18 protein-coding genes are annotated in these 19,119 nt (G+C 72.5%); 14 read left to right on the forward strand and 4 right to left on the reverse strand.

Annotated features, from left to right (window positions below):
- Positions 1-2: 2 nt before the first annotated feature.
- The 5 genes from B7R87_RS29060 (at position 3) to B7R87_RS29080 (ending at position 5,338) form a co-directional block, all read left to right on the forward strand.
- Positions 3-1,442, forward strand: a complete 1,440-nt coding sequence (locus tag B7R87_RS29060; protein WP_130584737.1) for a CoA transferase — start codon at positions 3-5, stop codon at positions 1,440-1,442.
- 91 nt (positions 1,443-1,533) lie between these two features.
- The gene (locus tag B7R87_RS29065) at positions 1,534-2,502 is read left to right on the forward strand and encodes a GlxA family transcriptional regulator (protein WP_006345442.1); all 969 of its coding nucleotides are present in this window, start codon (positions 1,534-1,536) and stop codon (positions 2,500-2,502) included.
- A gap of 47 nt (positions 2,503-2,549) precedes the next feature.
- The gene (locus tag B7R87_RS29070) at positions 2,550-3,182 is read left to right on the forward strand and encodes a DJ-1/PfpI family protein (RefSeq protein ID WP_006345441.1); all 633 of its coding nucleotides are present in this window, start codon (positions 2,550-2,552) and stop codon (positions 3,180-3,182) included.
- A 146-nt stretch (positions 3,183-3,328) separates the two neighbouring features.
- A complete protein-coding gene (locus B7R87_RS29075; RefSeq protein ID WP_006345440.1) occupies positions 3,329-4,822 on the forward strand; it encodes a helix-turn-helix domain-containing protein in 1,494 nt (497 codons plus the stop codon).
- Positions 4,823-4,966: 144 nt separating this feature from the next.
- A complete protein-coding gene (locus B7R87_RS29080) occupies positions 4,967-5,338 on the forward strand; it encodes a hypothetical protein (protein WP_006345439.1) in 372 nt (123 codons plus the stop codon).
- Positions 5,339-5,416: 78 nt separating this feature from the next.
- On the opposite strand, the gene B7R87_RS29085 is transcribed toward B7R87_RS29080, so the two are convergent.
- Positions 5,417-6,301, reverse strand: a complete 885-nt coding sequence (locus tag B7R87_RS29085; protein ID WP_006345438.1) for an enoyl-CoA hydratase/isomerase family protein — start codon at positions 6,299-6,301, stop codon at positions 5,417-5,419.
- Positions 6,302-6,366: 65 nt separating this feature from the next.
- Here B7R87_RS29085 and B7R87_RS29090 point away from each other — a divergent pair, with 65 nt between their 5' ends.
- The gene (locus tag B7R87_RS29090; protein ID WP_006345437.1) at positions 6,367-7,002 is read left to right on the forward strand and encodes an HdeD family acid-resistance protein; all 636 of its coding nucleotides are present in this window, start codon (positions 6,367-6,369) and stop codon (positions 7,000-7,002) included.
- Between the two features lie 161 nt (positions 7,003-7,163).
- On the forward strand, positions 7,164-7,685 hold the full coding sequence (locus tag B7R87_RS29095) for an ATP-binding protein (RefSeq protein ID WP_078902038.1): 522 nt from the start codon (positions 7,164-7,166) through the stop codon (positions 7,683-7,685).
- An 84-nt stretch (positions 7,686-7,769) separates the two neighbouring features.
- Here the strand turns inward: B7R87_RS29095 and idi are convergent, their stop codons facing one another.
- From idi to galE, 3 genes are all read right to left on the reverse strand, one after another.
- Complete coding sequence (gene idi / locus B7R87_RS29100; RefSeq protein WP_040913230.1) at positions 7,770-8,363, reverse strand: isopentenyl-diphosphate Delta-isomerase; 594 nt, start codon at positions 8,361-8,363, stop codon at positions 7,770-7,772.
- Between the two features lie 276 nt (positions 8,364-8,639).
- Positions 8,640-9,581: a cation diffusion facilitator family transporter gene (locus tag B7R87_RS29105; RefSeq protein WP_040913228.1), complete on the reverse strand. Its 942-nt coding sequence runs from the start codon at positions 9,579-9,581 to the stop codon at positions 8,640-8,642.
- Between the two features lie 341 nt (positions 9,582-9,922).
- Positions 9,923-10,900 (reverse strand): UDP-glucose 4-epimerase GalE, encoded by a 978-nt coding sequence (gene galE / locus B7R87_RS29110; RefSeq protein WP_006345433.1) that lies wholly within the window; start codon positions 10,898-10,900, stop codon positions 9,923-9,925.
- A gap of 322 nt (positions 10,901-11,222) precedes the next feature.
- Here galE and B7R87_RS29115 point away from each other — a divergent pair, with 322 nt between their 5' ends.
- From B7R87_RS29115 to hpnD, 7 genes are all read left to right on the forward strand, one after another.
- The gene (locus tag B7R87_RS29115) at positions 11,223-13,076 is read left to right on the forward strand and encodes a DUF5941 domain-containing protein (RefSeq protein WP_130584738.1); all 1,854 of its coding nucleotides are present in this window, start codon (positions 11,223-11,225) and stop codon (positions 13,074-13,076) included.
- Positions 13,073-13,810: a phosphocholine cytidylyltransferase family protein gene (locus tag B7R87_RS29120; protein ID WP_006345431.1), complete on the forward strand. Its 738-nt coding sequence runs from the start codon at positions 13,073-13,075 to the stop codon at positions 13,808-13,810. The genes B7R87_RS29115 and B7R87_RS29120 overlap by 4 nt, the downstream gene beginning before the upstream one ends.
- Positions 13,798-14,859 (forward strand): iron-containing alcohol dehydrogenase family protein, encoded by a 1,062-nt coding sequence (locus tag B7R87_RS29125; RefSeq protein WP_006345430.1) that lies wholly within the window; start codon positions 13,798-13,800, stop codon positions 14,857-14,859. The genes B7R87_RS29120 and B7R87_RS29125 overlap by 13 nt, the downstream gene beginning before the upstream one ends.
- Complete coding sequence (locus B7R87_RS29130; protein ID WP_078902037.1) at positions 14,837-15,616, forward strand: CDP-alcohol phosphatidyltransferase family protein; 780 nt, start codon at positions 14,837-14,839, stop codon at positions 15,614-15,616. The genes B7R87_RS29125 and B7R87_RS29130 overlap by 23 nt, the downstream gene beginning before the upstream one ends.
- Before the next feature lie 91 nt (positions 15,617-15,707).
- Complete coding sequence (locus B7R87_RS29135) at positions 15,708-16,634, forward strand: ABC transporter permease (protein ID WP_040913222.1); 927 nt, start codon at positions 15,708-15,710, stop codon at positions 16,632-16,634.
- Positions 16,635-17,155: 521 nt separating this feature from the next.
- A complete protein-coding gene (gene hpnC, locus B7R87_RS29140) occupies positions 17,156-18,127 on the forward strand; it encodes a squalene synthase HpnC (protein WP_006345427.1) in 972 nt (323 codons plus the stop codon).
- A gap of 8 nt (positions 18,128-18,135) precedes the next feature.
- Positions 18,136-19,074 carry a presqualene diphosphate synthase HpnD gene (hpnD, locus tag B7R87_RS29145; protein ID WP_006345426.1) on the forward strand — a complete coding sequence of 313 codons (939 nt, stop codon included), beginning with the start codon at positions 18,136-18,138 and terminating at the stop codon, positions 19,072-19,074.
- Positions 19,075-19,119: the final 45 nt, after the last annotated feature.

Below are 19,119 nucleotides of genomic sequence, written 5' to 3' on the forward strand. Positions count from 1 at the left end.
CCATGGGCGAACACCACAGGCAGCCGACGACACCCCCCTCCGACTACCGGGCCGACCGGGCCTCCCGGGCCGCCGACCCGGCGACCGCGTACGCCTGGGCCGGAATCGGCGGCGGAGAACCACCCGGACCCGTGACCGTCGTCCCGGCCCCCGGCGCGCTGCCCGCGAAACTGCCCGTACGGGAACTGGCCCGGGCCTGCGTCGGCGCCTGCTCCCTCGCCGCGGCGCAACTGCTCGCACGGCGCACCGGGGCCCCCGTACCCCCGGTCAGGATCGACGAGGCCGCGGTCGCCGCCGCCTTCGTCAGTGAACGCCTGCTCAGGATCGACGGCCGCTCCCTCACCCCCTTCGCCCCGCTCTCGGGCTTCCTGCGCACCGGCGACGGCTGGGTCCGCACCCACGCGAACTACCCCCACCACCGGGCCGCCCTGCTGCGGGCCCTCGGCCTCCACGACCCCGGTGACGGCGACGACAGGGCGCTCGCCCGGAACCTCGCCGCCGAACTCGCCTCCCGTACGGCCCACGAGGTACAGGAGACCGTGTACGCGGCGGGCGGACTCGCGGTGGCCGTCGCGGGCGCCCCCGGCCCGCCGCCCGCGGAAACCCCGCCGCTGACGGTCCGGAGCGCGCCGGGGGAGGGGCCCGCCCGTCCGCTGCCTCCCGCGGCCCTGCCCGCCGCCGGAGTCCGGGTCCTCGACCTGACCCGCGTCATCGCCGGGCCCGTCGCCACCCGCACCCTCGCCCTGCTCGGGGCCGACGTCCTGCGGATCGACCCGCCACGGCTCCCCGAGGACCCCGACGCCCACGCCGACACCGGCCCCGGCAAACGCTCCGCACTCCTCGACCTCGCCGCCCCCGGCGACCGGCGCATCTTCGACGAGCTCCTCGATACGGCCGACGTCCTCGTCCTCGGCTACCGGCCCGGCGCGCTCGACGCCCTCGGCCTGGACCCCGGCACCCTGGCCGCCCGCAGGCCGGGCCTGATCACGGCCCGGCTCGACGCCTGGGGCGATCCGAACCCCCTGGCCGGGCGCCGCGGCTTCGACAGCCTGGTGCAGGCCGCGACCGGCATCGCCGCCGTGGAAGCGGCGGAGGACGGCCGTCCCGGCGTCCTGCCCGCCCAGGCCCTGGACCACGGCACCGGCTATCTCCTCGCGGCCGCCGTCCTGCGCGCACTGACCGAACGACAGGAAACCGGCGGCGGCCGACTGCTCCGGCTCTCCCTCGCCGCCACCGCGTCCTGGCTGCTCCACGGCATCCGCCCGCCGCTGCCCGAACCGCCCCGGTCCCCCGCCCCGGACCCGGCGCCCTGGCTGACCACCACCGCATCCCCGTACGGCACCCTGCGCCACGCCCTGACCCCGGTCCACTACGAGGGCGCACCCCGCAGCTGGAGCCGCCCGCCCTCCCGGTGGGGCACGGACCGGCCCGTCTGGGCCTGACCCCGGGCCGCCCGCACCACCCGACGGCCATGGCAGGAAAGGTGGGTTGCTCGTCATTGCGGCCATCGGGCGGGCCGCCCAGGATGAAGGCATGCCCGAGCGAACCGTTCTCGTCGTCCTCTACGACGGCGTCCAGAGCCTCGATGTCACCGGACCTGTCGATGTGTTCGCCGGCGCCGGGTATGCGGTCGGCGACCCCTCGGCGTACCGGCTGAGCACCGCGTCTCCCGGCGGCCGCCCGGTCCGGACCGGCAGCGGGATGAGGCTGCTGCCCGATATCGACCTCGAATCCGCTCCCGTACCCCACACCCTCGTCGTGCCGGGCGGCGCCGACGGCAGCGACAGCTCCCCTGAGGTCGTCGACTGGCTGCGGGAGCACGGGCCGCGGGCCGAACGGCTGGTGTCCGTATGCACCGGATCCTTCCTGCTCGCCGCCGCCGGGCTGCTCGACGGACACCGGGCCACCACCCACTGGGCGTTCTGCGACGAGTTCGCCCGGGAGTACCCGGAGATCGACGTCGACCCGGAGCCGATCTTCGTACGGGACGGCCGGATCTCCACCTCCGCCGGGGTGACCACGGGCATCGACCTCGCCCTCGCACTCGTCGAGGAGGACCACGGACGGGAAGCCGCGCTCGTCGTCGCCCGCCATCTCGTGGTCTTCCTCCGGCGGCCGGGGAACCAGGCCCAGTTCAGCGCCCCGCTGGCCGCCCAGACCGCCCATCGCGAGCCGCTGCGCGACGTCCAGCGCTGGATCGCGGAGAACCCGGACCGGGATCTCTCCGTCGCCTCCCTCGCCGCCCGCGCCAGGCTCTCGCCGCGCCACTTCGCCCGCGCCTTCCACGCCGAGACCGGCGTCACGCCCGGGCGGTACGTGGAACGGATCCGCCTCGAACACGCCCGCCGGCTCCTGGAGGAGACCACCCGAGGCGTCGAGGAGGTCTCACGCGCCTGCGGCTACGGCACACCGGAGGCGATGCGCCGGGCCTTCCTCCGCAATCTGGACACGGCCCCGCTGGAGTACCGCAGGCGCTTCCACGCCCCCCTGACCCCTTCCTAGCACTTTCCCAGCACTCACCCGACATCACCGAACGAAAGGGTTTTCCCATGCAGATCGCCGTACTCCTCTACGACCGTTTCACCACCCTCGACGCCGTCGGCCCCTACGAACTCCTCGGGCGCCTGCCGGGCGCCGAGACCGTCTTCGTCGGCAAGGAGCGGGGGCCCGTCTACGGCGACCAGGGATCGCTGGCCCTGGTCGCCGAAAAGACCCTGGCCGAGGTGACGAACCCCGACATCGTGCTGGTCCCCGGCGGGCCGGGCGACCAGGACGCCATGGCGGACGAGGAGATCCTCGCCTGGCTGCGTACCGTCGACGCGGGCACCACCTGGACCACCTCCGTCTGCACGGGCTCCCTCCTGCTGGGCGCGGCCGGACTCCTGCAGGGGCGCCGGGCCACCAGCCACTGGCTGGCCTACGAGGAACTCGCGACGCTGGGCGCCGAGCCCACCGGGGAACGGGTGGTCTTCGACGGCAAGTACGTCACCGCCGCCGGGGTGTCCTCCGGTATCGACATGGCGCTTCATCTCCTGGGCCGGATCGGCGGCGACGAACTCGCCCAGTCCGTGCAGCTGCTCACCGAGTACGACCCGCAGCCCCCGTACGACGCGGGCTCGCCCGACAAGGCGCCCGCACACCTCGTCGAACAGTGGCGGGACACCGCGGCGCTCCCCGCCTGAGACGGCGCGAGCGGACCGCACCGGGCCGGGCCCTCCCTTTCGGCCCTCCCCCTGCGTCCTGCGGGCACAGGGGGAGGGCGTCGGCCCGGGTCGAGGTCTCCCGGGCGTCGAGCCGGACGACTGGGAAAACAACGGGGGAACGATTCATGAGCGACGACAGGAGTTCGGTTGTCACGGAACGGCGGGAGACCCAGCGGCTCCAGACGGAGCTGCTCGGGTACGCGCGTCCGGGCCGCGACGGAAACGCACGCGAAATACGCAGACTGATCGACTGGCTGGGCACAGCGGTCGGGGGGTCGGCCGTGTTGCGGGACGCGGGGGCCGAAGGCGGCGGACCGTTGGTGCGCGATGTGGCCGCGGGCCGCCCACGCTCCGCGTCGGTCGTGGAGAACGGCCGCGGGCTTCGTCTTCTCGCCCTGGGAACCACGAGCCCCCACCCGGTGCTCGTCGTGGCCCGGAGCGCTCCCTTCGACCCGGAATCGGCGGAACTCGTCGGCCGCGCCGCCATGGTCCTGGAGCTCCTGCTCCGTGCGGCGGAAGCGGATACGGCCCACCGCAGGGCGCACGAGGTCACCGGCCATCTGCAGGCGGCGGTCTGGCAGTTCCTCATGAGGGGCGACGTAGAGCCGGCCCGGCGGGCCGTGGCGGGGGTGAGACCGGGGTTGCTGGACACCCCGTGGGTGACCGTCCTGGTCCTGGAGGCGCCCGCCGGTGAACGGGCTGCGACGGCACGGGAGTGCGCGGCCCTGGTGGCCGGGCATGCTCTTGTGCTGCCTTGCCCACGCCACCCCGGCCGGGTGATCGTCCTCGCCCCGTTCGTCACCGGCCCGGAGGCGGGACAGGTGAAGCACACGGTCTCCGCCTACGCCGCCGGCCGCCGGACCGTCCGGCTGGGCAGCAGCAACCGGCATCCGCCGGCTCGTACCGCCGAGGCGTACGAGAACGCCTGCCGGAACCTCGCCGCGGCCCGGCTCTCCCTCTGCCGGCCCGCCGGCCGCTCCCCCCGCGTGCAGCTGCCCGATCTCCTCGAACCGGACCGGGCGGGCTTATGGGCGAAGCACCTGCTGCATCCGCTGTACACCGTGCCGCTGCGGGAGCGCACCCGGATGATGACCACGATGTGCCTGGGACTGCGCTACACGGCGGTCAGTTCCGCGAAGATCCTCGGAGTGAGCCGGAACACCGTACGGGCGCGTATGGCGCGCGCCGCGGGCATCCTCGGCATCGACCTGGACGACGTACGCGCGCGCACCGCACTGCATATCGCGCTGCACTTCAAGGATCTGGAGATTGCTGCCGGACCGGGTGACGCCGACCGGCTCCGGCTGGAGCAGATCCTGGCCGCGCGCGGTGTCCGCGAGTGGGCGGAGCACCTCGTCGCTCCGCTGGCGGGCGACGACCGCGACCTCCGCCGGACGCTGTGCGTATGGATCGGGGAGAACTGCGGTGTCGAGCCCACCGCCCGGCGTCTCGGCCTGCACCCCCAGACCGTCCGCGACCGTCTCCGCAGCGCGGAGACGCTCCTGGACAAGCGGCTGATCGCCGGTGGCAGCGACCTCTACGAGCTGATCGCGGCCTTCACCGCTCTGGACGGACGGTGCCCACCGGCACGGAAGAACGCCTCCGGCCCCCTCGTCTGACAGGGACCGTGCACCGGTGAAGGACCCCCGTCGCACAAGCGTGCACCACTGAGATACCGGCCCCACCGGCCCCGTACCTACCGTTCATCACAGCCGATCCGGGGCCCGTATCCGGGACCCCGGAAGAAGAATGAGGAGAAGTCCGTGAACGGAAAAGACGTGTTGAAGAAGCTCGCCCGTCCGGTCGCCGTGGCCACCGCCGCGGTCACCCTGGGACTGGGCGTCGCGGCATCGCCGGCCAGTGCGGCCGAGGCGGTCTGCGAGAGCTGGGGCGGAACGTGCATCAGTGGCACCGTGCCGTCCAACAGCAAGAACGAGGTGTGTTTCTCGGGGACGCACAAGGCACTGGCCCACTGGGGCCGTGCGGAACTCTGGGACGCCGACACCGGCGTGATGGTCGCCTCGTTCGCCTCCAACCCCAGGGAGACGAAGACACGCTGCATCGGCGGTCTGTACGGGGCGCGCTACTACGAGCGCGGCACCGGCGGTTACTTCTACGGGAAGGTATGGAGCTGACCCGGAGCACGGTGCCACGACCCCTGCCGTCGCCCGCGTGCCCCGTGCGCCGATCCGGTCCGCTCCGGCGGAGACTTCCTAGACCGACCAGGTGAAGCGGGGCGTCCGGCGCTCCAGGAAGGCGGCGACACCCTCCGCGGTGTCGCCGCCCGGGCGGGCCTGCTCGGCCGCCAGCCGCTCCCAGTGCTCCGCCCGGTCGGTCCGGCCCGTGGCGAACTCCTTCGCGGCGACCTGCGTCAACTGGGAGCGCTCGGTGAGTATCCGGGCGAAACCGGCGACCCGGACATCGAGCTCCGACTCCGGCAGCACCTCGTCCACCAGACCGGTGCGCAGCGCCCGACCGCTGTCGATCAGCTCGCCGGAGAACAACAGGTACTTGGCGGCCGACGGGCCGACCAGCTCCACCAGCCGACGGGTCGCCGTGGCGGGATAGACCACGCCGAGCCTCGCCGGAGTCACCCCGAACAGTGCGCCGTCCGAGGCGAACCGCAGATCGCAGGCGACGGCGAGCTGACAACCGCCGCCGACGCAGTGGCCGCGGACGGCGGCCAGCGTCGGCTTGGGAAAGGCGGCCAGAGCCTCCTCCGCCAGAACGGCGAGCGCCTGCGGGGTCTCGTCCGCACCGCCCGTTCCGGCGGTCGTACCGGACCCGTCCGCACCGCCTGAACCACGCGATCCGTCCGATCCGCCCGATCCGTCGGTACACCCGGGCTCCTGGGAGGTGTCCGCACCCCGCAGCGATGCGATGTCCGCCCCCGCGCAGAAGGTCGGCCCCTCGCCCGTCAGCACCAGCACCCGGACGGCGGGATCGACCGCCAGCCGGGCCAGCAGCTCCGGGACGGCCCGCCACATCGCCTTCGTCATGGCGTTGCGTTTGGCGGGATTGTCGATGACGACCTTCGCGACCCCGTCGGTGACGGTGCACACGATGCGGGGCTCCGGGCCGGAGCGGGCTGACTCCATGCGCCGGATGCTATCCGCCGCGGGTGGACCTACGATCAGGAAGGGGTGCGAGGAGGCGGAAAGCCATGGCCGGTACCACCCGCTCCGCCGGGCCGGCGGAGCCCCGCAAGCTGAAGCGCAGCTTCAGCGTGCTGACCGTGCTCGGCGCGATCCTGGTGATCGCGGGGATCGTCGGGCTCGTCTACACCGGGTTTGCGACCCTGACCTCGATGCTCCTGTTCGGCTGGCTGCTGCTGATCGGCGGGCTCGTCGGTCTGGTGCAGGCCGTCTCGTCCCGGGGCAGCGACTACTTCTGGCTGGCCGTGATCGTCGCGGCGCTGAACATCGCCGCGGGCATCGTGGTGATCCGGCATCCCACCGGCTCGGCCGAGACACTGACCCTCTTCGCCGCCCTGCTCTTCCTGACCGGCGGACTGTTCCGGCTGGTCGGCAGCCTGGTGGTACGGGGCCCGCAGTTCGGCTGGACGCTGTTCCAGGGCGCCGTACTGCTGGTGCTGGGCATCCTCGTCCTGGGGAACTGGCCGGAGAGCAGCCGATACGTCCTCGGGCTCTTCTTCTCGCTGGCGCTGCTCTTCGACGGTCTGGGGCTGATCGCCATCGGGGTCGGAGGCCGGCGGATCGTCCGCATGGTGACGGAACCGGATCCGACCGGTGCGCCGGACGACCGGCCCGGGAACGGTCAGGGGCGGCCGCTCGGCTGACGGGGGCGTACGGAGCCGGTCAAAAGCCGTCGATTGCCGGTTGATTCCGTTCAGTACGGCGGGGGGTGGCCGTACCCCGCAACACTTATTACCCCGGAGTCAGCCGACATCGGTGGGCAGCGGACGTTGTGGCGGATGCGCCATGGGTGGGGGTCGGACTGATGGAGAGCCGCGGAAGCGTCCCGGCCTGGCCTGCGGCGCCGTACGGAGGCCCGGGAGGTACGGCGGAGGGCCCCGGCCCCGTACCGCCCCGGCCACCGGTGGGCGAGGGCGTCTGGCGGTTCACGGCGCCGACCGCCGAGTCCTCCGTACCCCGGGCCCGGTACGCGGTCCGGGAGCTGCTGGAACAGCAGGGCGTACCGGCCGGGGGAGCGGTCGGCGAGACGGTCCAGGGTCTGCTGCTGATCGTCTCCGAGCTGGTCACCAACGTCGTCAAGCACGCCGCGGTGCTCTCCCCGGAGCTCGCCGTCGAGGTGGCCCTGTCGGCGGGCCGGGTCCGGGTGTCCGTCGAGGACAACCACCCCTACCGGCCGGCGGCCCTGGAGACCGACTGGGCCCAGACCGGCGGCCGCGGTCTGCTGCTGGTACGGGAGATCACCCGGGAGGCCGGGGGGCACTACGACGTCGAGCACACCCCGAGCGGCGGCAAGATCATCTGGGCCGAGCTGCCCCTGCATCCCTAGACCGCGCCCCGCACCCCTGGGCAGTGCCCGGAAACGGCGGCGGCACCCGGGCCCCTCACGGGCCGGGTGCCGCCGCCGTGCGGGTCACCAGCCGCCGGCCGGCCCCGTCAGCTCCCTGATCGCCGGGCGCGCCGCGTCCAGCACGGTCATGAACCATGCCGAGAACGGTGCCGCGGCATGCCGCTCGGCCAGCTCGGCGGGGGTGACGAAGGCGGTCTCGCCGATCTCCTCGGGGTCCGGGTCCGGAGCGCCCTGCACCATGCCGACGAAGAGGTGGTTGTACTCCTGCTCCACCAGCCCGGACTCCGGGTCCGGGTGGTTGTAGCGCACCGTCCCGGCCTCGGCCAGCAGGGACGGGGAGACCCCCAGCTCCTCGTGGGTCCGCCGGGCGGCGGCCGCGAACGGCGCCTCGCCGGGGTAGGGGTGCCCGCAGCAGGTATTGGACCAGACCCCGGGGGAGTGGTACTTGCCGAGCGCCCTGCGCTGGATCAGCAGCCGCCCGCGCTCGTCGAAGAGGAACACGGAGAACGCCCGGTGCAGCTGCCCCGGCGGCTGGTGCGCGGCGAGCTTCTCCGCCGTACCGATGGTGGTGCCGTGCTCGTCCACCAGCTCAAGCATGATCGCTGGCGGGGCGCCGTTCGACGCGCTGTGAGAGGCGGTGACTGGTGAGGTCGGCATAACCATCCTTCGCATCGGTGCTCGGCCCTGGGGGCCCCGCCCAGTCTGCCGCACAAAAGCGGCTTGTCCGCACTTCGGCCGACCGGGCATGTCCCTGCCGGGACCGTCGCGGCGTGCGGGCGCACGGCGCGGACGGGCCCGCCCGGGGACGTTCCGGGGCTCCCGGTACCGGATCGTGCCCCGGCCCGGCGGGCCGGAACCCCCGGAACCCCGCGTACGACATTCGAACTGTTGATCCGATCATCGCCCGGTGGGCTCCGGCCGGCTCCGGTGGCGTCAGTGGCAGAGTCTCGGCTCGTGCTCCGCGTGGCCCACCGGCTCCAGCTGGAAGGTGCAGTGCTCCACGTCGAAGTGGTCCCCCAGGCAGCCCTGGAGATCGTGCAGCATCCGCTCGTGCCCCACCGCGTCCAGGACGTCCTGGGCGACGACGACGTGCGCGGAGAGCACCGGCATTCCGGAAGTGATGGTCCAGGCGTGCAGATCGTGGACGTCCTCCACTCCGGGCAGCGCCACTATGTGCCGCCGCACCTCGGCCATGTCGACGTCCTTGGGCGCCGCCTCCAGCAGGACGTTCAGGGTCTCCCGGAGCAGCTTCACCGTCCGCGGCACGATCATCAGACCGATCAGTAGCGAGGCGATCGGGTCGGCGGCCTGCCAGCCCGTCAGCAGGATGATCACCGCCGAGACCAGGACCGCGACGGAGCCGAGCGCGTCGTTGAGCACCTCCAGATAGGCGCCGCGGACATTGAGGCTGTCCTTCTGCCCGCGCATCAGCAGCGCGAGGGAGACCACATTGGCCACCAGACCGACCAGCGCGAAGACGATGGTGAGCCCGCTCTTGGTCTCGGCGGGCGTGATGAACCGCTCGACCGCCTCGAAGAGGAGGTAGGCGCCCACGCCGAGAAGCAGCAGACAGTTGGCGAGCGCGGCCAGGATCTCGGCCCGCGCCAGTCCGAAGGTGCGGTTGGTGCTGGGCGGCCGGTTGGCGAAGTGGATCGCGAGCAGCGCCATGCCCAGCCCGATGCCGTCGGTCGCCATATGGGCGGCGTCCGCCACCAGGGCGAGCGACCCCGTGACGACACCGCCGACGATCTCCAGCACCATCACGCTGAGTGTGATCGTCAGTGCGACGCGCAACCGTCCCTGGTACGCGGCGGCGGCGGTCCCGGTCGGCGGCGGTCCGCCGTGTGTATGCCCGTGGTCGTGCCCAGCCCCCATGAAACGGCCTCCAGATCGTCGGGAGAGATCGCCCTGCCGAGCCCCAGTGAACTACGGGTGGGGGGTATGTGGCAACACGGCATTGAACACCGTTGTCATCCCCTTGACCTGCGGAAACGATCCGCAGGTCAGAGGAGTGGAGATCGCGGCCGACCCCGGTTCGGCGGAGGCCGTACGGCATCGGCCCGGCCCGCGCGGGACAGCGGTCGGCCCCGTCCGGGACCACCCGCGCGGGACAGCAGTCGGCCCCGGCCGGGAATCACCCGGGCGGGGCCGAAATGAGAGCGCCGTGGGAGGCACGGGCCGGAACGTCCGCGCCGCCGGAGGGCGCGGCGGGGCGGCTAACACGCCTCGGGACGGCGGAGCCGCCAGCCCTGCCACGCGGACTCGACCATCTCGCGCACCCCGTGGCGCGCGGTCCAGCCCAGCTCCCGGGTGATCAGGTCCACCGCGGCCACGGCGCGGGCCGCGTCCCCGGGGCGGCGCGGACGGACCACCGGCTCCCCGTCGAACCCGGTGACCTCGGCCACCAGCTCCGCCAGCTCCCGTACGGAGACTCCGACACCGCGTCCGATGTTCACCGTGAGGTCCCCCGCGCCCTGCTCGCGGGCCAGCCTGCGGGCCACGGCCAGATGCGCGTCGGCGAGGTCCGCGACATGGATGTAGTCGCGGATGCAGGTGCCGTCCGGCGTCGGATAGTCGTCACCGAAGATCCGGGGAGCCTCGCCGCGGGTGATCCGGTCGAAGAACATCGGGATGATGTTGAAGACCCCGGTGTCCGACAGTTCGGGGCTCGCCGTGCCCGCGACGTTGAAGTAGCGCAGACAGGCCGTCTCGATGCCGTGCGCCCGCCCGGCCGCCCGGACCAGCCACTCCCCGGCGAGCTTGGTCTCGCCGTACGGATTGATGGGCACGCACGGCGCGGTCTCCGCGATCAGTTCCTGGTCCGGGATCCCGTACACCGCCGCCGACGAGGAGAAGAGGAAGCGCCGCACCCCGGCGTCGACGACCGCCTCCAGGAGCACGGTCAGCCCGTGCACGTTCTCCCGGTAGTAGCGCAGCGGCTGCTCGACGGACTCCCCGACCTGCTTCTTCGCCGCGAGATGGACGACACCGGTCACCGCGTGGTCGCGGAGGGTGTCCGCCAGCAGCGTGCGGTCCGAGATGCTGCCGCGCACCAGCGGAACCTCGGCGGGCAGCCGTTCGGCGATCCCCGAGGACACGTCGTCGAGGACGACCGTCTTCTCTCCGGCGTCGGCCATCGCCCGCACCACATGCGCGCCGATATAGCCCGCCCCACCCGTGATCAGCCATGTCATACCACCCACCCTATGGCCTGCTCCCGCGCGCCCCGGAGCGCGGCCGTCCCCGGGGCGCGCGGGCCGTCCGGACCCGGACGCCCGCGCTTCGGCGGCCGGCCCGGCCCGGGGCCGCCGGGGCGCGGTTTGGCGCAGGGGCGAGGATCGACAATGATGATCTCCGGACGGGGCCTCGCCGGGCCCGGGGGGCCGTGCCGGGGCGTTCGCGGCCGGTGAACTCCCGTTCCCGTGCATCCGATAGCCTCTGCCGACGAGTCGCCGCCCGTGCGCCACGGGCCGGGCCGCCGCGCATCCACACCTCGGTTCCAAGGAGTGAGTTCGTCTGTCGACCGCCATCCTCACCGGTCCGCCCGTACCCGGATCGTCACTCGATGGCGATCTGCGGTCGCTGGGCTTCGACGTCCTGATCGCCCCCGACTCCGATGACCCCGGGGCGACCGCCGCACTGCTCGCCGACGTTCCCGCCGCAGAGCGGGTCGCGGTCGTCGACGCACGTTTCGTCGGACATGTGCACGCGCTCCGGCTCGCGCTCACCGACCCCCGCTTCCCCGCCGCCGCCGTACCGGGCGCGCTGACGGCGCAGCCCGGGGCCCGTGCCGCGCTGACCCGGGCCCTGACGGCCGACGGCGCACCCGCCGCCACCGGGACGGAGGCTGGGGCCGTACCGTCCTCGCAGCGGACCGCCGAGCGGACGGAACCGCTGCCCGACGCCCTCGCGGCCGCGCTGGAGGACGGCGGCACCGCCGTCCACAGGCCCGAGCTGGGATCGCTGGTGGCGACCGTCCCCGACGATCCGCAGGCCCGCAACGAGGCCCGGCAGGCCGTCGCCGCCGTCGACGACGAGGCCGTACGGCTGCGCTCCGCGGTCAAGGCCCGCGACGGCTTCTTCACGACCTACGCGATCAGCCCGTACTCGCGCTACCTCGCCCGCTGGTGCGCCCGCCGCGGCTACACACCCAACCAGGTCACCACCGCCTCCCTGATCACCGCGCTGATCGCGGCCGGGGCCGCGGCCACCGGCACCCGCGGCGGCTTCGTCGCCGCCGGACTGCTGCTGCTCTTCTCCTTCGTCCTGGACTGCACGGACGGGCAGCTCGCCCGCTACTCGCTGCAGTACTCGACGATGGGCGCCTGGCTGGACGCCACCTTCGACCGGGCCAAGGAGTACGCGTACTACGCGGGCCTCGCCCTCGGCGCCGCCCGCGGCGGCGACGACGTATGGGCCCTGGCGCTGGCCGCGATGGTCCTCCAGACCTGCCGCCACGTCGTGGACTTCTCCTTCAACGAGGCCAACCACGACGCCGTCTCCAACACCAGCCCCACCGCCGCACTCTCCGACCGCCTCGACAGCGTCGGCTGGACGGTGTGGGTACGCCGGATGATCGTGCTGCCGATCGGTGAGCGCTGGGCCATGATCGCCGTGCTGACCGCGGTGACCACCCCCCGGATCGTCTTCTACGCCCTGCTCGCCGGCTGTGCCTTCGCCGCCTGCTACACCACCGCGGGACGGCTGCTGCGCTCCCTGACCCGCAAGGCCCGCAGGACCGACCGGGCCGCCCTGGCCCTGGCCGACCTCGCCGACTCCGGCCCGCTCGCCGAGGCCGTCGCCCGCGCCGGGCGCGGTGTCGCGGCCCGGCTGCCTGAGCTCGCCGTGCCGGTCCTCGCCCTGCTCGGCGGCGCCGCCGTGGTCACCACCGCGGCCCTGGCGCCCTACGGCTCCTGGGCGCCCGTGGCCGCCGCCGCGGTCTACGTCCTCACCTCGGGCCTGGCCGTCGCCCGGCCCCTCAAGGGCGCCCTCGACTGGCTGGTCCCGCCGATTTTCCGGGCCGCCGAGTACGGCACGGTCCTGGCCCTGGCCGCCCGCGCGGACGTCCCCGGGGCGCTGCCCGCGGCCTTCGGCCTGGTCGCGGCGGTCGCCTACCATCACTACGACACGGTGTACCGCATCCGTGGCGGCTCCGGCGCGCCCCCGCGCCTGCTGGTCAGGCTGACCGGCGGACACGAGGGCCGGACGCTGGCCGTCGCCCTGCTGGCCGCCCTGCTGACGGGCGCCGGCTTCACCATCGCGCTGACGGTGCTCGCGGTCGCCGTCGCCCTCGTGGTGCTGGTGGAGAGCATCCGCTTCTGGGTGTCCTCCGCCGCCCCCGCAGTACACGACGAAGGAGAAACCGCATGATCGGCCTCGTACTGGCAGCCGGTGCCGGACGGCGTCTTCGCCCCTACACCGACACGCTTCCGAAGGCCCTCGTGCCGGTCGACGGCGAGCGGACGGTCCTCGACCTGACCCTCGCGAACTTCGCCGAGATCGGCCTCACCGAGGTCGCGATCGTGGTCGGCTACCGCAAGGAGGCCGTCTACGAGCGCAAGGAGGCCCTGGAGGCGAAGTACGGGCTGAAGCTCACCCTCGTCGAGAACGACAAGGCGGAGGAGTGGAACAACGCCTACTCCCTGTGGTGCGCCCGTGAGGAGCTGAAGCGGGGCGTGATCCTCGCCAACGGCGACACCGTCCACCCCGTCTCCGTCGAGCGCACCCTGCTCGCCGCCCGCGGCAACGGACAGAAGATCATCCTCGCCCTCGACACGGTGAAGAACCTCGCCGACGAGGAGATGAAGGTGGTCGCCGAGGACGGCCCCGGGGTGCGCCGGATCACCAAGCTGATGGACCCGGCCGACGCCACCGGCGAGTACATCGGCGTCACCCTCATCGAGCCCGAGGCGGCCGAGGAGCTGGCCGACGCGCTGAAGACCACGTTCGAGCGCGACCCCGACCTCTACTACGAGGACGGCTACCAGGAGCTGGTGAACCGCGGCTTCACCGTCGACACCGCCCCCATCGGGGATGTGAAGTGGGTCGAGATCGACAACCACGACGACCTCGCGAAGGGCCGTGAGATCGCGTGCCAGTACTGACCCGGCTGATCCCCTCGCCGGTCGTCGTCGACATCCGCCCCGGCGCCCTGGACGACCTCGCGGTCATCCTCGCCGACCAGCGGATCTCGTCCTCCGGCACGCTCGCCGTCGCCATCAGCGGCGGCTCGGGCCGGGCCCTGCGCGAGCGGCTGGAGCCGGCCCTGCCGGGCGCCCACTGGTACGAGGTCGCGGGCGGCACCATCGACGAGGCCGTGAAGCTGGCCGACGCCATCAAGGGCAAGCGGTACGACGCGGTCGTCGGCCTCGGCGGCGGCAAGATCCTCGACGTCGCCAAGTACGCGGCGGCCCGGGTCGGCCTGCCGATGGTCGCGGTCGCCACCAATCTGGCCCACGACGGCATCTGCTCCCCGGTCGCCACCCTGGACAACGACAACGGCCGGGGCTCGTACGGACTGCCGACCCCGATCGCCACCGTCATCGACCTGGACGTGATCCGCTCCGCCCCGGCCCGCTACATCAGCTCCGGCATCGGCGACACCATCTCCAATCTGTCCGCCATCGCGGACTGGGAGCTGTCGCAGCGGATCAACGGCGAGAAGGTCGACGGCCTGGCCGCGGCGATGGCCCGGACGGCGGGCGAGTCGGTGCTCCGCCACCCCGGCGGCATCGGTGACGACGCGTTCCTCACGGTCCTCGCCGAAGCCCTGGTGCTGACCGGCATCGCCATCTCCATCAGCGGCGACACCCGCCCCTCATCGGGCGCCTGCCACGAGATCAGCCACGCCTTCGACCTGCTGTATCCGCAGCGGGCCGCCAGCCACGGCGAACAGGTCGGCCTCGGTGCCGCCTTCGCCATGCATCTGCGCGGCGACCAGGAGCGGTCCGGCCTCTTCGCCGAGGTGCTGCGCCGCCACGGGCTTCCGGTGCTCCCCGAGGAGATCGGGTTCAGCGCGGAGGAGTTCGTCGAGGCGGTGGCGTACGCGCCGCAGACCCGCCCCGGACGTTTCACCATCCTGGAACACCTCGACCTCACCACCGACCAGATCAGGGACGCGTACGCCGACTATGCCAAGACCATCCGTAGCTGAACTCCGCCCGGTCGTTCACCCGGAGGGTGTGAAGGACCGGCGCAGCGGCGAGCACTGGGCCGGGCGCCTGTACATGCGGGAGATCTCCCTCCGTGTCGACCGCTATGTGGTCAACACCCGTATCACCCCGAACCAACTGACCTATCTGATGGTCGTGGTCGGGGTGATAGGCGGCGCCGCGCTGCTGATCCCCGGGCTGACCGGGGCGATCCTGGCGGCGGTGCTGTTCCAGATCTACCTGCTGCTCGACTGTGTCGACGGCGAGGTGGCCCGCTGGCGCAAGCAGACCTCGGTCACCGGTGTCTACCTGGACCGGATCGGCCACTACCTCTGCGAGGCGGCCCTGCTGGTCGGCTTCGGCATCCGGGGCGCCGACGTCCTCGGCGACGGCCGCGCGGAGTGGCTGTGGGCGTTCCTCGGCACCGTCGCCGCCCTGGGCGCGATCCTCATCAAGGCCGAGACCGACCTCGTCGACGTGGCCCGCCAGCGCAGCGGACTGGCCGCGGTCAAGGACGAGGCGTCGGTGCCGCGCTCCTCCGGTCTGGCCCTGGCCCGCCGGGCGGCGGCCGCGCTGAAGTTCCACCGTCTCGTCGGCGGGATCGAGGCCAGCCTCTTCATCCTGGCCGCCGCGGTGCTGGACACGGTCCAGGGGGATCTGTTCTTCACCCGCCTCGGGATCGCGATCCTCGCCGGGATCGCCGTGCTCCAGACGCTGCTGCACCTGGTGTCTATCCTGGCCTCCAGCCGCCTGAAGTGATCCCCGGCCCCGGGGACGGAGCGGAGGAGTCCCCCCTCCGCCCGCCTCCCGGGGCCCTTGGCGCAGATACCGGCTCTAAGAGAGAGTTCCCGTGAGTGAGACAACCCCCGGCGGCGCGACGGCGCCCGCCCGTCCGTCCGTGGACGATCAACTGACCTCGGCGCAGCTCGCCGCCAAGTACGGTCTCTCGGTCAGCGGTGCGCGGCCGAGCCTGTTCCAGTACATCCGGCAGTTGTGGGGCCGGCGGCACTTCATCCTGGCGTTCTCGCAGGCCAAGCTGACCGCGCAGTACAGTCAGGCGAAGCTCGGGCAGTTGTGGCAGGTGGTGACCCCGCTGCTGAACGCGGCGGTGTACTACTTCATCTTCGGGCTGATCCTCAACGCCGACCGGGGCATGAGCCAGGAGGTCTTCATTCCCTTCCTGGTCACGGGCGTGTTCGTGTTCACCTTCACCCAGAGTTCGGTGATGGCGGGCGTGAAGTCGATCTCCGGCAATCTGGGTCTGGTGCGGGCGCTGCACTTCCCCCGGGCCTCGCTGCCGATCTCCCTGGCGCTCCAGCAGCTCCAGCAGCTCATGTTCTCGATGGCGGTCCTCGTGGTGATCGCCGTCTCCTTCGGCAGTTTCCCGTCCCTGTCGTGGCTGCTGATCCTGCCCGCGCTCGTGCTCCAGTTCGGGTTCAACACCGGCCTGGCGCTGATCATGGCCCGGCTGGGCAGCAAGACCCCCGACCTGGCGCAGCTGATGCCCTTCATCATGCGGACGTGGATGTACGCGTCCGGTGTGATGTTCTCCATCCCGGTGATGCTGGCGGACAAGCCGGCGTGGATCGCCGACGTCCTCCAGTGGAACCCGGCCGCGATCTACATGGACCTGATCCGGTTCGCGCTGATCGACGGCTACGGCTCCGAGAACCTGCCGCCGCACGTGTGGGCGTTCGCGGTGGGCTGGGCGGTGCTCTTCGGCGCCGCCGGGTTCGTGTACTTCTGGAAGGCGGAGGAGCGCTACGGCCGCGGCTGATGCCGGGGCATGCGGTGAGCGGAAGACCCGGGGCCGGACCCTTGTCCGGCCCGAGACTCCGGGACCGGAATCGACGTCCGGCCCGGCCAAGGCCCCCGCGGTGACATCCGGACGGGGGCCTTGTCGCGTCCTTGTCCCTACGGGCCGTACCGGCTCCCCTCGGGCCGGGGAGCCGCGCCCCGGTGGCCGGACGGCCGTGCGGGGTCGGAACCAAAACGCCAAAACGTCATGCTGAGAGGATGGTTGACCACCGGTGCAGTGCGATGGCGGTGACCACGGGGCCCGGGCGTATCGCCCGGCGCCGTACGACGTAAGCTGGACCGGTGCCGATTCACGGCAAGTGGGGCGATCCGTCCCGGGCGACTCATCGGGAGGACGGTCCCCACGCGGGAGCGACCACCGGCGGCGTGTCCGAAATAGGATGGATTGGATCGGCAGTGTAGAACGGGGGATGTGACGGCAATGATCGACAATCTCCAGCCCCGTGAGGCTTTGGCCGTCCCCGCACCAGGCAGTTTCGTATGAGCGGACACCAGCAGCCCCGTGTGCCCCGTCCGGCGGACCCGGCCCGGGCGACCCTCGACAAGGCCGCGGCCGAGAACTTCCCCGTGGCCCCCTTCTTCCTGCCGTCCGCCTGGCGCGACGACCTGATGGCGCTGTACGGCTTCGCCCGGCTGGTCGACGACATCGGTGACGGCGACCTCGACCCCGGCGGGGCGGATCTGCGCGCCCTCGGGCTCGCACCCGGTGCCGCCGGTGACCGGCTCGCCGCGCTCGACGCCTTCGAGACCGATCTGCGGCGCGCCTTCGCCGCCGCGGGCCGTTCCGTGCCCGCCGGCGACCCGGGCGCGGCGGATCCCGACGGGCCGCCCCGCCATCCGCTGCTGCGCGGTCTGGTGCCCGCCGTACGCCGCCACGCCCTCACCCCCGAGCCCTTCCTCGGCCTGATCGCGGCCAACCGGCAGGACCAGCGGGTACGGCGGTACGCGGACTACGGCGAACTCGTCGCCTACTGCGAACTCTCCGCGAACCCCGTCGGAAACCTGGTCCTCCAGGTCAGCGGCACCCTGACCCCGGAGCGGCTGCGCCGCTCCGACGCGGTCTGCACCGGCCTCCAGATCGTCGAGCACCTCCAGGACGTGCGCGAGGACCTCGGCCGCGACCGCATCTATCTGCCCGCCGACGATCTGCGGCGGTTCCATGTCACCGAGGCCGATCTGGCAGCCCCGTCCGCGTCCGCCTCCGTACGCAGCCTGATCGCGTACCAGGCCGACCGCGCCCGGAAGCTGCTGCTCGAAGGAGTTCCGCTGGTGGGGAGCGTGCGGGGGCGGCTGAGGCTGCTGCTCGCCGGTTTCGTGGGCGGTGGACTCGCCGCGGTCGACGCGATCGCGTCCGCCGGATTCGACGTACTGCCCGGGCCGCCCAAGCCCGCCAGGACACAGTTGCTGCGCTCCGTGGGGGCCGTGATGCAGCGAGCGCGTAGAGAGGGGTGAGCCGGAGGATGGACGGACCGGCCAGCGTGTCGGCGGCGGTGCAGGCCGCGTACAGCTACTGCGAGACGGTCACGGGAGCACAGGCCCGTAACTTCGCCTACGGGATCAGACTCCTGCCGACCGACAAGCGGCAGGCGATGTCCGCGCTGTACGCGTTCTCCCGCCGGGTGGACGACATCGGCGACGGACCCCTCGGCGGGGCCGAGAAGAGGGAGCGTCTGGAAGGGACCCGGGAGGTGCTCGACCGGGTGCGCAGAGGAGCCGTGTCCGAGGACGACACCGACCCCGTCGCGGTCGCCCTCGCGGACGCCGCCGCGCGTTTCCCGATCCCGCTCGAAGGACTCGACGAGCTGATCGACGGCGTTCTGATGGACGTACACGGTGAGACGTACGAGACCTGGGACGATCTGCGCGCGTACTGCCGCTGCGTCGCGGGCGCCATCGGACGGCTCTCGCTGGGCGTCTTCGGCACCCAGCCCGGGGTACCGGGCGCCGAACGGGCCGCCGAGTACGCCGACACCCTGGGACTCGCCCTGCAACTCACCAACATCCTGCGGGACGTTCGCGAGGACGCCGCCAACGGACGGGTCTATCTCCCGGCCGACGATCTGGCCAAGTTCGGCTGCTCGGCGGGCTTCCACACCGAGACCCCGCCACCGGGCGCCGACTTCACCGGCCTGGTCCACTTCGAGGTGCGCCGCGCCCGTGCCCTTTTCGCCGAGGGCTACCGGCTGCTGCCGATGCTGGACCGCCGCAGCGGTGCCTGCGTCGCCGCGATGGCCGGGATCTACCGGCGGCTGCTGGACCGGATCGCCGCCGATCCCGAAGCCGTGCTCCGCGGCCGGGTCTCCCTGCCCGGACACGAGAAGGCGTACGTCGCGATCCGCGGACTCTCCGGAATCGACACCCGGCACATCAGCCGCCAGAGCCTCAGGGGGCGTGCCTGATGCCCCGCCGCCACCGGCACCGCACCGCCGCGCCACGGGCAACCG

Origin of the sequence: Streptomyces tsukubensis, assembly GCF_003932715.1 — a bacterium.
Taxonomy (GTDB): domain Bacteria; phylum Actinomycetota; class Actinomycetes; order Streptomycetales; family Streptomycetaceae; genus Streptomyces; species Streptomyces tsukubensis.

Excerpts from the sequence above, each read along its gene's own strand:
- B7R87_RS29060 (WP_130584737.1), top strand. The coding sequence starts at position 3 with ATGGGCGAACACCACAGGCAGCCGACGACACCCCCCTCCGACTACCGG.
- B7R87_RS29120 (WP_006345431.1), top strand. The coding sequence starts at position 13,073 with ATGATCGGCCTCGTACTGGCAGCCGGTGCCGGACGGCGTCTTCGCCCC.
- B7R87_RS29090 (WP_006345437.1), top strand. The coding sequence starts at position 6,367 with ATGGCCGGTACCACCCGCTCCGCCGGGCCGGCGGAGCCCCGCAAGCTG.
- B7R87_RS29070 (WP_006345441.1), top strand. The coding sequence starts at position 2,550 with ATGCAGATCGCCGTACTCCTCTACGACCGTTTCACCACCCTCGACGCC.
- hpnD (WP_006345426.1), top strand. The coding sequence starts at position 18,136 with ATGGACGGACCGGCCAGCGTGTCGGCGGCGGTGCAGGCCGCGTACAGC.
- B7R87_RS29095 (WP_078902038.1), top strand. The coding sequence starts at position 7,164 with ATGGAGAGCCGCGGAAGCGTCCCGGCCTGGCCTGCGGCGCCGTACGGA.
- galE (WP_006345433.1), bottom strand. The coding sequence starts at position 10,900 with ATGACATGGCTGATCACGGGTGGGGCGGGCTATATCGGCGCGCATGTG.
- B7R87_RS29085 (WP_006345438.1), bottom strand. The coding sequence starts at position 6,301 with ATGGAGTCAGCCCGCTCCGGCCCGGAGCCCCGCATCGTGTGCACCGTC.
- B7R87_RS29105 (WP_040913228.1), bottom strand. The coding sequence starts at position 9,581 with ATGGGGGCTGGGCACGACCACGGGCATACACACGGCGGACCGCCGCCG.
- B7R87_RS29065 (WP_006345442.1), top strand. The coding sequence starts at position 1,534 with ATGCCCGAGCGAACCGTTCTCGTCGTCCTCTACGACGGCGTCCAGAGC.
- B7R87_RS29130 (WP_078902037.1), top strand. The coding sequence starts at position 14,837 with ATGCCAAGACCATCCGTAGCTGAACTCCGCCCGGTCGTTCACCCGGAG.
- hpnC (WP_006345427.1), top strand. The coding sequence starts at position 17,156 with ATGAGCGGACACCAGCAGCCCCGTGTGCCCCGTCCGGCGGACCCGGCC.
- idi (WP_040913230.1), bottom strand. The coding sequence starts at position 8,363 with ATGCCGACCTCACCAGTCACCGCCTCTCACAGCGCGTCGAACGGCGCC.
- B7R87_RS29075 (WP_006345440.1), top strand. The coding sequence starts at position 3,329 with ATGAGCGACGACAGGAGTTCGGTTGTCACGGAACGGCGGGAGACCCAG.